The sequence below is a fragment of the Mesorhizobium argentiipisi (SeqCode) genome (assembly GCF_037179585.1).
In the GTDB taxonomy this organism is placed as follows: domain Bacteria; phylum Pseudomonadota; class Alphaproteobacteria; order Rhizobiales; family Rhizobiaceae; genus Mesorhizobium; species Mesorhizobium argentiipisi.
Genome location: NZ_JAPYKO010000003.1, coordinates 481,380 through 495,993, shown reverse-complemented (window position 1 = coordinate 495,993; position 14,614 = coordinate 481,380). Strand labels below are relative to the sequence as shown.

The following is a 14,614-nucleotide window of genomic DNA, read 5'->3' as shown; positions in this document are numbered from 1 at the left end:
GGAGCCGTCACATGAAAGTCTTTTTCCAGGCTGTCGCTGGCCTATTGCTTGGGACCGGTCTGCTGCTTCCGGAGGCTTACGCCCAACAAACCAGCATCGCGCCTGTACCCCTGCCTGCTATTGCAGCACTGCCCGCAGCGCCGGATGGCGCGCAGGCAAGCTACGACCGGAATGCCGTCGAGTTGCTGACGTATATGGTTGAATTGTCCCGGCTGATGGCCGGCGGCACCACACAACTGCTTGCGTCGGCGCACGTAGCTGAAAATCTGCTGAACCGGATCCAGGAGGCGGCTCAAGCGCAGCTTGCTGCCATATCTGGCCCAAAGCCGTTCCCGCAGAACAACGCCGAGGCAGACGTCGCGGCGCGCAAAGGCGGCCCAGGTCTGTGGGAGATGGCCAATAACGCCTTGACCGGGCAGATGGTTGGGTCCGATCGCGTTCAGGCAGCGCTTGACAAAATTCGCAAGCTCTACCGCTTGGACGATGCATTTGCGTTGCGCAGCGACAAGCTCCCCGGCAACGTCATGATCGCTCATGAAGCGGCTCAAGGCGCCATCACTGCGTCTACCGCAGAGGACTCCTATAGGCGCGCCAATGACAGCATGGGCAGGATAAATGGTTATATCGCAGCACTTGCGACCAGTGGTGACTTGAAGACCAGCGTCGACATCAACACACGCGTGATGATCGAAGTCGCGCAGCAGCTAAACGAAACGCTTCGCACCCAAGCGGCCATCGCATCGGTGGCAGGAACCTACCTCATGTCGTTAGGCGCTGAAACCGCCGAGCCGGATAATGTCCGAGATCTTTTCGATAATTTTGACAAGTAATCACCATGGGCCTGATTTCAACACTTGCCGCAACCATCGACGGTGCCCTCGTCGATTACGTGCAGGCAGTTTTTGGAGAAGTCGCTCACCCGATCAGAATACTTCTTAACTCGACTGCTCTGATTGCACTGTTGTTCATCGCAGTGAATCACATAATGGAATTTCGACCCATAAATTATTCAATATACCTGCTGTGGGGGGTGCGATATATACTCATATATTCGTTCGCCACTCTGTGGGTGAATTTCCATGGCATTTATACAATTCTCGTAGACGTCCCCGGCGAATACACCGCGCTTATGATGCGCGCTGCGGCATCGCCGTCGGATGTTGGTGGCGGCCCCAATTCTTCGAAGCTGATAAATACATATTCTGCTATGGATCAGTTCTCTAAAGCGATTTTGCAGACCGGCGAAGATCGTATTTCAAACACATCAGTCTGGAATATCGGTAAGTCAGTGCGGAATGTTGCCTTAGGCGCTTTAATAATGGTCGTTGGTGCGGTTTTTACCGCCGCGTCCGCTCTTTGTGTTTTAATATCGAAAGTTGGATTTGCAGTGGCGATCAGCTTGGCGCCTCTCGCCATCACGATGCTGATGATGCCTCAAACCAGACAATACTTCGAAAGTTGGACCCGCTTTACGATCGGCTTTGCGCTTATCCCGTTGCTTACGACCGCACTTATGGCGCTTGTACTGCGCGTTTTCGCCAACATGCCTAAAACAGTGGGAGGTGAATTTGGATTTATCTTTATCATGATCGGTGTGTCGGCTCTCATGACCATGATCCCCACGATGGCAAGCACCTTAGCCTCTGCATCGGTTGCCGCTGTCGGATCTGAGGCACTAGGTAAAATCAAAAGAGAGCCAAATGGAGGAAAGCGACGGTCGACAGATCGGATGGAGGCAAACACCGCTCGTGGCGCGGGCGCTTTGTCGGGTGGGGGAGCATCGTCGGCGGTCAGATCAATGCATCAAAGCGCCCATTTCCGGAAGCAGCGTTTGAATGATCGTCTTGCTCGCGGGAACGATAGTTCTTCCGGTGGGGAATCTCTACCGCTGACACGCAACCCATCATCAGGCGCACCAGAATAGGAGAGACGCGTGGCTGAACAAGCAACGCAGCACGCATTCGAAGACGAGCTTTTTTTCAGCCTTCGCGAGCAGCGCAACAACTGGGCAAGAATTGCTGTTGGTGCCATCGCTGCGAGTTTTTTGTCGCTGGTAGCTTTGGTCATCGTACTGCCGCTCAAGGAAACCAAGCCCTATGTGGTGATGGTCGATAAAACCACCGGCGAGGCTGAAAAGATCGTCCAGGTTCGCCCTGCCACGCTCGAACAGCAGGAGGCAGTGCTTCAGGCGGAGCTCGTTTCCTATGTCACCGACCGCGAGACTTACGATCCAGCCGATAACAGCACCCGAATTCCTGATGTCATGGCGCGCTCATTGGACAACGCAGCGCAAACTCTGACCCAAATCTGGCGCTCGGATTCGGCGCAATATCCACCCACGGTCTACGGCAATGAGGTGCGAGTGCGTGTTGTGGTCAAGTCTATCTCCTTGACCCCTTCGGACCGGCGCAACGCGGCGGATCTCGCTCGTGTACGCATCGTCAAGCATCGTGAAGAAAAGGGGCGCGACACTGTCGAGCGCAGTTATGTCGTCACCGTTGGTTATCAGTTCAGACCGCAAGAAAAAGCGACTTTGGAGTCGGTGTGGAAAAATCCCCTTGGCTTCAATGTTGTGGCCTACCGGATCGATGCGGAAACCGCCAATTAGAGACTTGGCTAAATATCGGGCTATAAATGCTAAAGATTTGTTTGCTATCAGCAATAGTTGCCACAACATCGATAACATCCGTCATGGCCGAGCAGTCACCTGTCGGGTTTGCATCTGACGCACGGATAAAGCGCTATGTATACGATGAACACAACGTCTACAAGCTTGGATTATATCTGAAATCAGTCACGGCGATTCAGTTCGGAGCCGGAGAGAATGTGGAATCAGTTCTCATAGGAGACAGCGCATCCTGGCAAGTGATCAAGCTTAAGATGGGCAATGTGGTCAGCTTGAAACCCATTATCGACCAAGCCCTGACAAATATGACAATCTACACTGACCAGCACGTCTATACATTTGAACTGCGCTCAGTCGGCGAGATCAAGGCGGGCATGAAGGCGGGAGCCGCGCAAGCGTTCCGGGTCGTCTTCACCTATCCGGACCAGTCCAAGCCGTCGGACAAGAGCCTTGCCCGAGGCGGACCCATAGATCGCCAGTATATGGTCTCGGGTCATGCCCAGTTCCGGCCGCTCGCGGTTACAGACAATACACTGCAGACGACATTCGCGCTGCCCAAGGGCGCACCCCGACCAGCAATCTTCAGGGTCGGCCATGACAGCGAGGAAAAGCTCGTCAATTCGCGCACTGACGGCGGGCGTATCATCGTTGACGGGACCAGCGATTATTGGGTGATGAGAATCGGCAATGATACTGTGTGCGTCGGCAAGACAAACGCCGTGCAAGGGCAAGAAAAGTGAGGAAAGGATCGGGGCGTGCCGGACAGGTCGAGCAATATTGACCAGCGACACGATCGCAACGCCGAACAAACGGTGGCGGATGCCTCTGTCGATGCAGATCGCGAAAAGCTTCTGGAAGAACGGCGAGCCCGGCACACTGGCACATCTCGGCGTCGAAGTGTCGGCTGGGCTGGTCTTGCCGGCATGTTGCTGGCCGGCGTCGCCACTGCATTGGCCCTGTTGGTCGGCCCAACTCAGGCGCTGAAGACGCTCGGCTTTGGCGGCGAGGACCAGCAGAAAACGTCACAGGTTGATCTGCAAGTCGATCGCGTGACTACGAACGATCAGCGACTTGATTTTGCGGTTCCCGAGCCGCCTGCAGCTGCTGGGCCGAGTCCCAATCCCAACGCTGAAACGAACAAGCAGCTTGAAGAACTGCGCAAGGAAATCGATGCCATAGCCCAGGCCAACAAAGGTTCTGACGTCTCGCTTGCTGGCGTCCAGAACCTGCTGGACGAATACAACAAAGAAATGACGCAGAAGCTCAAGGAGGAGCGAGACAGGGCAAAGACCGAAGACGCACGTGTGCGTGCCGAGGCGTCGCGTTTGGAAGAAGAACGCGTACGGTCCAGTGAGGTCGCCAAGCTTGACGTAGAGAGGCGTCGTCAACTGGAAGAGGTCGCCACCAAACAACGGGAATCGACAGGCGTAGTCCTGGATGAATCAGAGGCGCCCGCCGCGTCAGCCGCGGGTGCGGGACAGCGGCCGGAAGATCTGAGCGGAAACGATCGTTTCTTGGCCTCTGCAGCGAGTTCAGAGGTAAAAACTTCAATTTCTCGTGCTCTTCCCGATCCATCGCATACGGTCGTGCAAGGCACGATAGTCTCCGCAGTGCTCGAAACGGCTATCAATACTGAGCTGCCCGGAAATATCCGTGCCCAGGTCATCGAACCGGTGTTCTCCTTTGACGGTTCTCGCATTCTGCTGCCGGCGGGAACGAGCCTGATCGGCACCTTCAGCAACAGAGTGGATGTTGAGCAAAAACGCGTGCTGATTGCCTGGAACCGGGCTATCACGCCCGACGGCCAATCAATCGCGCTCGGCTCCACAGGGGCGGACCTGCTTGGTCGAGCGGGCACAGAAGGTAACGTGGATAACCGCTACGTTAACAAGATAGGTGCAGCTGTCCTCATTAGCGCCATCACTGCTCTGCCCTCGAGCATTCCAGGACTGACCGGCGGCAACAAATCCTCCAGCGGAGGGGGCGCGACCATTAATATTGGAGGTGCCGGATCAGGAAACAGCAATGCTGGTGGCCAGACTGCGTCTAAAATCGCTGGGGCACTGAGCGATCAAGGGGAAACTATTCTTGACAAATATCTCTCTCTTCCTCCCATCATTCGTGTCCCGCAGGGCGAGGAAATCCGAGTCTTTGTCAATCAGGATCTTGTGATCCGATGAATGACCTCCAGCCCCGCCGCGACATTTCATATGTGGAGCAGTACCTGGCGCCACTCCGGGACTACCTGGTCGACGACAACGTCAACGAATTGGCGATCAACCCTAACGGCTCCATTTTCGTCGAGGCGGCCGGAGCGCTACATATGCATGAGGTCGAAATGGCCTTGCCGCTTCATGCCATCAAGCGCCTTGGAGCGCAAATGGCCGGAGAGACCCGCAACGCCCTTGGGCCGCTTCGTCCGATCGTCTCAGGCCGCGTTGTGGTTTGGGACAATCCGCTGCGTGTGCAGGTCCTTGTCGAACCCGCGATCGCGGTGGGCGTGTCGCTGACCATCCGCAAATATCTGAAGCGTACTTTGGACAGTGCCAAGATAGACTTCATCGGCGGCGGGCAGATCACGGTAGACGCGAACCGCCGCGAGCGCCATCGGGCACTCATGGATATGGTCCACGTCGGCAATTTGCAGGGTTTGTTTCGACAGGCCGTTGACGAGAGGTTCAACATTCTCGTTTCGGGCGGCACCTCCTCCGGCAAGACCACGGTCGCGCGTGCGTTGCTGGCGATGTCAGATCCTGCCGAGCGGATCATTACCATCGAGGATGCGCAGGAGCTAAACCCACCACACAAGAACCAGGTGGGGCTAATCGCCGACCGCGACGAGACTTCCGCTCGCCGCCCATCAAAACTCTTGGAAAGCTGTTTACGAATGCGCCCCGATCGCATCATCCTCGGCGAAATCCGCGGCATCGAGGCCTATGACTTTCTGGAGGCGATCAACACCGGCCACCCAGGTTCAATATCAACTATCCACGCAGATAGTCCCGAACTTGCTTTCGATAGGCTGGCGCTGATGGTGATGCGCTCTGGAGTGCAGATGTCGCATCGCGAGATTGTCAATTATGCGAAAAAGACGATCGACATGGTGATCCAGGTAGGCCGCCGGGAGGGCAAGCGGGGCGTGCTGGAAATCCACTTGCCCTCCCAGAGCATGGACTAGAGGCTAGGGACAACGCAGCAGCTTCAAGAGAAGGATAGAGGCTCCGTCTTTATCCGTCTGGACACTTGCCTAGTCGGGGCGAGAGGCAATCTGATTTCCGTCGGACCACGGCACCGGGTCCACCTCGCCTGGACGGCAGGAGGCCAGCACCTTGTCGCTCAAGAACGGAATGTGCGAAGCCTTGAAGGGCCGCGGCGGGACGAGCGATTGCACGAGATACTCTCAGTATGACCTCGATCACGCGCGATCAGTGATCGCTAGATGGGTCGCCGGATGCGCGAACGGCGCCAGCATTCGGCGCTCGGATCACACCTGCGGCCCTATGCAGCCACGCTAATAGCAACACATGGCTGCGCAACTCGACCGGCCCGGCGATCGCCTGTTGCTCAATCCCGCGCTCTCGACGCGCAATTCTCAACCGAGAACTCTGGCGTCAGCCGGTGCCTGGTCACAGCATTTTGTCCGCGTCCGATTGAGGACAAGCTGTGTTCAGATCCAGACGTCCTAGGGGTTAGGATCAAGCCGGCCAGGGGCGACTCCTCCGATTTGGAGGCCGCTGCTCACAACGCTTTTGGTGGCATGCCAATTGCATATTCATAGCTATGATACGTGTTCCGACACGGCCCGTCGCCCAGGAGTTCACATGACCTTCGTCCGAACGCAATACAGGCTGCGCATCCCGTGGGACGCCCCAGCTCGGTTGGATCTCGCGGCGATCAGACAGCATCGTCATCCCGCAGACTGCTTTCAGGCTGTCAGCTAGGGCTGCCATAAGACTTCTTGTAAACCAAACCTTCAGGAGAACTTATGACACGACCACATGAATATCGGCTGCTTCGCCGGCCAGATCCTCTTCAAATCCGGGATGATCCAAAAGGAAAACGAAAAATGCCTACCTCAGAAAAAGACGCTGTGGGGCGCTCAAGGCTCCTGAAATTGCGGTTTTACTGGCCACGAACGATAGTTGCTGCCACGGCGTTGGCCCTTGTAATGACCGCTCCAGCTCCAGCCGTCACCCAAGGCGCTGACAAGCACTACTCCGACCAACCCTTATTGGTTGGCTGGGCAAGTTGTATACTTGCGGCATTTTGCATTCGCCTTCCAGACGACTAGCTAGTTTCCGCCCATAGGGCTTGGAGCGTCGTGATGGCTTCGGCAGTGGCAGGGATTTGCATCGGTAGCATGATCCAAAACTACCTGAAACCGCCGGGCCTTGCTCGCGCAAAGCTACATTCGCTGAACAAAATCGACACTTTGCCGTTTATGTACGGAAACTGGACTAAGCGCCAGCGACCGATCGGCAGAACCTGACTGGGAGCCGCGCGCCGCCAACTGAACTGTGGTGTCCAGGTGCCGATCAAAGCAGTTGGCCGGCAGCCCTTGCCGTAGTGGTCCGCGCTTTTCGGCGCGCTCAACACGGCGGGCTGATCGAACATTCGTTTCTGCCTGTCTGTGGGTCTAAGCTCGTCCAAATTGCAAATGCAACGTCAAATTAGTTCGGCATGGCTCCGTCGGGTGGTACCCTTGGAGGGAGTAGAAACTCTTGAGGACACTGCAATGGACCGCGATGGACCTGGAAATAGACCCGAAGGGTCAAACCGCGATGGCCGCGGTACGACAGGATTGAGTCGAATACCGACTGAGCTACTTGGCGAACTGGCTAAACATCTGATTTCCGACGATCCGGCTGCAACGGCGAGAAACCTTACGAACTTCAAGGCAACGAGTCGTTCAGTTCAGCACGAGTTCGAGAATGGTGGGGCAGTGGGGGAGTTTCACACGCGGCTGAACCGGCTCGGCACTTCAGCTCAGGCCTTGTATACCGCTTCAATGCCCGCTCAAGACGACTTGCCGGACCTTGTGAAGTCGCGCTATCTAACGCGCACGGTCGGGCCAATACTTAAGTTTCAAAATGCTACGAGGAAATCTGCCGTAGCTGATAAAATTCTAGCCCTGACTCCCCAAGGGGCCGAAGCTCGCGCGCTGTCCAAAATTGCGGACAATCTAGGTGATTTCAGCCAGGTAGATCGGACTCGCCTTCTTGATCGGTCGGTAGAATTATTTACCGCTACAGCGGCACAAGGTGCTCACGGACAATGGAGTGTTCTTATCAGCACAGCCAGAGCCCTCAAAAAGGGACATGAGCATTTGAATGACGGTCAAAGAGAGCGACTGGACGGATCGTTTGCACAGGATCCGTACGCGGGTGCGTTGTATAGGGCGATCCAGGTGAGGTCCACCGGCCGTGCGGTCCCGCAGCCCAATCCAGATTTGGACAGGAACATCGACGCAATTGGGAATCGAGCCAATGGACTGCCACCAGAGCGGTCGTATGGGCAGGCCAATGAGATTGCGCAGATCGGGACTTCAATCAACGAAAGCTACGACAGCGCGCGAGCGGAACTCATGCATTCCGAAAGAGGCAGGGGCTTGACACGATGAGATTTCATGGCCCCGGCGAAGCTCGTCCCTAACCGCTCGCGCAGCGCCAGCAGGCTTTTCAACCAGGGTAGTCGAGCTGCATTTGTAGACTTCGTCGGAGATGCGCCAGCAAGGCGCGAACGTCAGCTCTTCTATGTTTGGCTCCGTACCGGGTTTGTGCGCCTCGATCAACGTCGAGCAAGTCGGGCTTGGCCGCGGAGGTGAGGCTGCACACGTCTGTGCCGCGACTGTTCTGCAATCGTTCGGCGACCAGGGCCGGGAGTGCCGCCGTCGTGTTCGCCGAGATCGACAGCCCGGCCGCCTTTGTTTTGCAGCCTTGACAGGAATGTCTGCCTCTCTGTTTGGAGGCGAAATACGGCCACAGGCTGCACACGCAGTGGTCGCTTGAAAGCTCAGTTTCCCGGGTCTGCAGGGTTGCAAATGTAACCCGAAATCAGTTCGGCTGGTCGCTGGTGACTGGTAGCCTGGGGCAGTAGAAATGAGCCTAAGGATTCTGAGCAATGGATCGCAATACACGTAGAAATAGGCCGGAAAATTCGGCCCGCGATAGCGGCCGCTCCACACAGTTCACCGACGTGCCTCGTGAACTAATGAACAACGTGGCGAGAGGCGTAGCTTCCGACGATCCGGTTGAAGCGGCAAACAACCTTACCAACCTCAGGCTGGCGAGCCGTTCAGTACAGTCCGACTTGGCGGAAGGCAGTGCAGGACAATTTCACAGCCGGCTCAATCGGCTCGGCGAATCAGCTCAGCGCGTGTATTCCGCAGCAATGCCGCCCCCTGGCAATGCTTTGATAAGCGACCCATTCAACTCGCGCTATTGTCCTGTCGGGCCAGTCCTGAAGTTTCAAACTGCCGCGATGAAATCTGCCGCAGTCGACAGAATCCTCGGAATGACTGACCGGACGTCACAATCTCTCGCCTTGTCCAATATCGCCGACAACATAGGTGATCTCAGCTCGGCCGACAGAACCCGCATTCTTGATCGAACAGTCGATTTGCTTACACAAGGTCCGAACGCCGCCGAACATAATGTCAACTATGTAACAGCCCTCAAAAAAGGGCAGGATTATTTGAGTGAAGGCCAAAGAGAGCGATTAGACGCATTTCCATTGTATGGGATGCTCCACGATGCGCTTGGCGAGCCTGCCGCGCGTGCGGGACAGCCGCAAAATTCCGATTTGGACAGGCGCATCGACGCTATTGAGGCTCGAGCCCAGCAGTTGCCAGGAGAATGGTCGTATTACCAGCAGAATACAGTTGCAGAGACCGGGGAAGACATCCACGACGCCTACAATAGCGCGCGAGCGGAACTCATGGATTCTGACAGAAGCAGGGACTGGACACGATGAAATCGTCTGCGCGCGGTAAGCTAACCGGCTAACCGGGGCACGGACCGAGGTCTTCGCGCTTGACCTCGGTCCTTAAGCCTTGCCGGCAGGCATCTTCGGTGTGAACGGACTACCTTGCTCAGTTAGCAGGTCAAGCCCATCAGCGAAACGGCGAGATGGATGTCCCGCAGCACTTGCCGGTTTGCGGGAATCATGTGCGGAGGTGACAAAAGCGATCAGGTGAATTCCAGGCCCAGGTCAGCGGCCTCGCTGTCTGCTTTCGCCGCCCATTGCCAATTCACATTGATCTCCGAAAATCGGGCGACTGCTACGTCCATCGAGTGGCGACTAGCACAGGAAATGGGGCTCGGCCGGCAAATGCCGGAAACCGACGCAAGCGTAACGAAGAATCAATTCGACTGAGTGTTTCGGAATGCTAGCGTCGAGTTGTAAAAACGGCCTAAGGACATCTTGCAATGGACCGCGACACAAGTAGAGATAGACCTGGAAGTTCAAGCCGCACCGGCGGTGGCGCCACACGATTTACTGATATGCCAAATGAGTTATTGGGCAAAGTGGCGGCAAGTGTAGTCTCCGAGGATCCGGTTGAGACGGCAAACCACCTTACCAATCTTCGGCTGGCAAGCCGCTCAGTCCGGACCGAGTTCGAGCGAAGCAGTGCAGGGCAATTTCACGAGCGGCTCAATCGGCTCGGAGATTCAGCGCACCGCCTTTATACAGCAGAAATGCCGCCTGAGAACGTCGTGCCGCAGGACGACCTTTTCTTTGCGCGCTATCAAACCCGCGCTATCAGGCCAATACTCAAGTTTCAAACTGCCCCAATGAAGACTGCTGTAGTGGACAGAACCCTCGCTATCGATGAACCAAGGCGACAATCTCTCGCCCTGTCCAAACTAGGGCAAAGCATAGGTGATCTCAGCCAACTGGATAGGACGCGCCTGCTGGATCGATCCGTTGAACTTTTTACGCAGGAGGGCGGCGGTCCAGCACACTTCGTCATCCGCAACAACACGGCCAAGGCCCTGAAAATGGGACGCGACTATCTGAATGAAAATCAACGGGAACAGCTAAACACCGCGTTTGCGCAGAATCCGGAACTGGCTTCCTTCTATGCGGCGGTTGAGGTGCAGCCGGCCGGGCATGCGGCGGCGCCGCAAAACCTGGATTTAGACGCGCGCGTCAACGCAATTCAGCATCGTGCCCATCAGCTGCCAGGGGACTTCGCTTCGTATCAGCAGCAGGATGCGATGGCGGACCTCGGGGATTCCATTAGCGAAACCTACAATAGCGCTCGAGCGGAACTCATGCGTTCCAACAGAAGCAGGGACCTGACACGATGAGGTTGTGGCCGCGGGCCAAGATAACCATGTAATCCCTAGCGGACCGAGGTCGTCTTCGCGGTCGACCTCGGTCGCGCCGATATAGGAGGCGCGCAACGAGCCTCCTACATGCAGAACATACTTTGCCGAGCCAGCGCTGCAACCCGTCAGCGCTGTAGGGACACGGTAACAGGATCAGGTCAGATTCTGGCAGCGGTCGGCGCCAAAAACACGTCTCGGCCAGCGCTCCGGCGATGGCTCACCGGACTGCTCCTCCGCTTCGAGCCGTCCGCCTGCCACGCTCCATATCACCTCCCGGTCGGTTACTAGCCATCATGTTCAAGGGCGATCAGGATCTGATTGTCGGCGTCGACTCGACCGTATACGCCATCGCCAATTCGCCAGTGGCGGACCGTTGGGGCTCAAGCCCGACAGGTCGCATTGCCTGATTTTTCATCATCCTTGGAAGACGCGGTTTTTGCCGGCATACTCCCGTATATGCCAGGCAAGAACAGTCAACACCCTTCCATCTTCGACCTCGACGCGCTGCGCGAGGCGTTCATGGAGTCTGTCCGCGAAAACAATGTCTCGCCTGCCGAATGGGGCGAGCACGCCGAACAGTTCATACAAAAGCTAGCGGGTCACAAACTTACCGAAGCGGCAGTTAGCCAGATCACTGGAGCGCCGGACGGTAGCCAGCCAGCTCGAAATCCATAGGTACGGAATCAGACGCAGAATCTCCCTTGATCTGGTGTTTTTGGTGGTCTTATAAACCGACGTTACCCTTGCTTTCCACGGAGGCGCGCAATGGATAACGTGGTTCCATTCCGCAATGCGGCGGCTCGTGTTGAAGTGGCGGAAGCCTGTGGCGAGTGGTTCGTCCGCGTCACCGAAGACGGCCAAGAACTTACCCGATCATTTGAACTTGAATCGTTTGCGCTGTCCTATGCGGAAGGCCAGCGGCTACGGCTAGGATTGCATACGATCACCCGGATATAGGAACGAACAAAGCCCCGACGCTTGGGTCTGCGCCGGGGCTTTTGACATGTACGAGCTACACCAGCATGTCCGCTTATGACCATCTGCTGATATGGTAAAGGAATGGTGAATAGGACGGTAGCCGGGTAGGTCTGGCCACCTTTCACGTCCAAAGCAGGTGTCGCCAGTCAGCATGTGGCCGAAACGAATATTACTTTGGTGGCGCGAAAGGTCCGGTGTGCGGTAGCGTGGATCGCCACTACGCGTTGAAGGGCGTTCGCGCCAAGCCCTCCAAAAGACACATGCTCGAAAGTGAACTCGGGGCGGGGCAGAGCGGACATGGAATTGTCCTATGTCCTTGCCGAACGTAACCAGGTTGGGGTTGTCAATCAGACACCATTCGATCACCGATGTCGAGGACGGCGACTGTGCGGTCGTGCTGAAAGACGGGGCAATGTGGAGCAGTCGAGGCAAGCTATCCGGAGCTCCCTTTCACTGCGCCGACGTTCAGGCACGTGACGCCTGAACAGATCCTTTTGATCGCTCTCAACTCGCTTCAGGGCCGGCCGCCACGCGAGTTCGGGCAAGGGGCTTGAGAGCTCAATCGGATGATCAGTCCGCCCCATCAAATCCCCGAATTGAACGGTCAGATTCAGAGTTCATGCTCTTGTGCTCTGAAATGCCAAGTTCCTGAAGTGAAATTATTTGCGCCAGGAGCTCGCGCTGAGCAGGGGTCCCCCGCGGCTGCTTGGAAGTGTTCTGCATAGTGGACGGACCGGCGGCGATAGGCGCCCCCTTCGACTCTGCAATGGCGGGGTTAGAAGTTAGCTGTGCGGCATCGCTCGGCGCAGTCTCTGCTGCTGGATGCGGTCCTCTGTCGACTGCGGGGAAGGTCGTTATCTCCGCAATGAGCGGGATCGGCGCTGGTTCGGGCAATGCACCTGTCTGCCTGGCAAAAATCGACTTCAGGTGACGATCACAATAGTACTTCACCTTGTCCAGCTGCAGCGGTGGCTGTCCTTTGATCAGCACGATTTGTTTGTTGTCATCGAGCAAACGCACCTGCTCGGGCCGCAAGAGCGGCGCTCCTTGATCCGACGTGTGGATATTAGGACTTAGCCATTCCCGAGGGCTGAAAGACTTTGACTTTTGGTGAAAGGTATATTCGCCAATGGCTTTGGAGATGTATTGGGGCGTTTCGTCGTCGGCTGTCGCCATGAACACCTGCACACCAGTGTTGGAGAGGAAGTTTTCCTTGCCAGGCTGCTCATAGGCGCCGGTCAGGGCCGAGAGGCTCTGGATGATGAACATGAAGCGGCCTTTGTAACCCGCAATCGTGGTGATTGCGGTTTCAATCGCTTCGAGCCTGCCGAGATGCTTGAACTCGTCGAGGAGGAACAGGACCTCAAAAATCTCGTCCTTTCCCGGCAGAGTGCGTTGCAATATCGAGACGGTTTGCTGGAAAAACAGCCGCACGAGAGGTGCAATCACCTCCAAATCATTGGGGCTGACGCAGAGATAAATTGTCGTGGGGTCCCGGCGCAAGTTGCCAATGGAGAAGTCCGATCTCGATGTGGCGTTCTTAATCAGCGGGTCAGCCCAAAGGTTCAGCCCGCCATCGCCCAAAACGGATGTGTATGAGGTGAGAAGTTTGGTGTCGTTGCCGGCCATGTTGTCAAAAATGCGCCTCGCCTCGGGAATTTTGCTTTGTTCTGCAAGTTGCGCAAATAGCTTGTATTTCTCGCCCGGCTGCGAAAACAAATCATAGACGGCGCCAATGGTTGGCGTGCCACGCTCGATGCAGGCCAGAACACCGGCGACAAACAGATCCCGCGCGCCCTCGATGAACCCTTCCGCGCCCTTACCCTTGGCCACGATCAGATTAACCGCCAATCGCCGGGTTTCTGAAAAGCGGCGCTCCTGCGGTGTAGCAACGATGTCGAGCACTGGATTGTAACAATGAGTGCGTCCTTGCCTGTCGAGCGGCGAGAATTTGATGATCCGGTCGCCGCGCTTCAACCTTGCCCTCGACGTCAGTTCAAAGAGTTCGCCCTTGACGTCGAGCGCAAGCACCGAGCCATCGAAGGTCAGAAGCGTCGGAATGACAACGCCGACGCCCTTGCCTGCGCGGGTGGGCGCAACCACCAAACTGTGTGGTTGCTCGCCATTGGTGAGATACTGTCCAAACCCGCGCGGGCCGGACGTTTTGCCGAATATGGGGCCAGTGATGCGGCGGTAGGGCTTGATGAAACCTTTTTGGCGCATTTCGCCAAATCGCGCCCATCGTGCCGTTCCGAAGTGTTTGGCGCGACCCAGGAATACGGTGAGGATGACCATGACGATCACCGATGTCATGCCAACAATGATCAAACAGGTGTAAAACGTCGCACTGACATAGCCGAGATAGAAGGGTGTTTCATACCAGAACGCCAGGAGATCGAAGTCGCGGAGCCCCCGGACGCTGAGCCCACCCCTTAGGCTAACATAGAGGCTGGCGAAGATCAGCCCAAGGGGCAAAGACAGCGCAAGGCCAAACAAGAATGTGGTGAGCTTGAAATTCGTGCGTGCCATTGTCCTGTGCTCTGGCAATGTTCAGCGTTGCTAGCCCCGGGGCAGGGACCTTACCAGCTGGTCCTACGGGCCGCAGTCGGTTCGACCTGCTGCAGCCCTCTTTCAGTTTCAAAATGTATCGCCTTGCAGATTCAGCTGAGCGCAAGCG

12 protein-coding genes are annotated in these 14,614 nt (G+C 56.4%); 11 read left to right on the top strand and 1 reads right to left on the bottom strand.

Going from position 1 to position 14,614, the window contains the following annotated elements; genetic code table 11:
• Window positions 1-11: 11 nt before the first annotated feature.
• From O7A05_RS07740 to O7A05_RS07690, 11 genes are all read left to right on the top strand, one after another.
• Window positions 12-830, top strand: coding sequence for a type IV secretion system protein (locus tag O7A05_RS07740; protein ID WP_337092371.1), 819 nt, complete (start codon window positions 12-14; stop codon window positions 828-830).
• A gap of 5 nt (window positions 831-835) precedes the next feature.
• Window positions 836-1,924 carry a TrbL/VirB6 family protein gene (locus O7A05_RS07735; RefSeq protein WP_337092370.1) on the top strand — a complete coding sequence of 363 codons (1,089 nt, stop codon included), beginning with the start codon at window positions 836-838 and terminating at the stop codon, window positions 1,922-1,924.
• Window positions 1,925-1,933: 9 nt separating this feature from the next.
• Complete coding sequence (locus O7A05_RS07730) at window positions 1,934-2,608, top strand: VirB8 family type IV secretion system protein (RefSeq protein WP_337092369.1); 675 nt, start codon at window positions 1,934-1,936, stop codon at window positions 2,606-2,608.
• Window positions 2,609-2,691: 83 nt separating this feature from the next.
• Window positions 2,692-3,366 carry a TrbG/VirB9 family P-type conjugative transfer protein gene (locus tag O7A05_RS07725; RefSeq protein ID WP_337092368.1) on the top strand — a complete coding sequence of 225 codons (675 nt, stop codon included), beginning with the start codon at window positions 2,692-2,694 and terminating at the stop codon, window positions 3,364-3,366.
• A gap of 15 nt (window positions 3,367-3,381) precedes the next feature.
• Window positions 3,382-4,806, top strand: coding sequence for a TraB/TrbI/VirB10 family type IV secretion system protein (locus O7A05_RS07720; protein WP_337092367.1), 1,425 nt, complete (start codon window positions 3,382-3,384; stop codon window positions 4,804-4,806).
• Window positions 4,803-5,804 (top strand): P-type DNA transfer ATPase VirB11, encoded by a 1,002-nt coding sequence (gene virB11, locus O7A05_RS07715; protein ID WP_337092366.1) that lies wholly within the window; start codon window positions 4,803-4,805, stop codon window positions 5,802-5,804. Before O7A05_RS07720 ends, virB11 begins: the two co-directional genes overlap by 4 nt.
• Before the next feature lie 1,557 nt (window positions 5,805-7,361).
• Entirely contained in the window at window positions 7,362-8,246 is an 885-nt protein-coding gene (locus O7A05_RS07710; RefSeq protein WP_337092365.1) for a hypothetical protein, read from the top strand.
• 500 nt (window positions 8,247-8,746) lie between these two features.
• On the top strand, window positions 8,747-9,598 hold the full coding sequence (locus O7A05_RS07705) for a hypothetical protein (protein ID WP_337092364.1): 852 nt from the start codon (window positions 8,747-8,749) through the stop codon (window positions 9,596-9,598).
• A gap of 455 nt (window positions 9,599-10,053) precedes the next feature.
• Window positions 10,054-10,938, top strand: coding sequence for a hypothetical protein (locus O7A05_RS07700; RefSeq protein WP_337092363.1), 885 nt, complete (start codon window positions 10,054-10,056; stop codon window positions 10,936-10,938).
• Window positions 10,939-11,358: 420 nt separating this feature from the next.
• On the top strand, window positions 11,359-11,634 hold the full coding sequence (locus O7A05_RS07695) for a hypothetical protein (protein WP_337092362.1): 276 nt from the start codon (window positions 11,359-11,361) through the stop codon (window positions 11,632-11,634).
• 90 nt (window positions 11,635-11,724) lie between these two features.
• Window positions 11,725-11,916 (top strand): hypothetical protein, encoded by a 192-nt coding sequence (locus O7A05_RS07690; RefSeq protein ID WP_337092361.1) that lies wholly within the window; start codon window positions 11,725-11,727, stop codon window positions 11,914-11,916.
• Between the two features lie 591 nt (window positions 11,917-12,507).
• Here the strand turns inward: O7A05_RS07690 and virD4 are convergent.
• Entirely contained in the window at window positions 12,508-14,466 is a 1,959-nt protein-coding gene (gene virD4 / locus O7A05_RS07685; protein ID WP_337092360.1) for a type IV secretion system ATPase VirD4, read from the bottom strand.
• Window positions 14,467-14,614 lie beyond the last annotated feature (148 nt).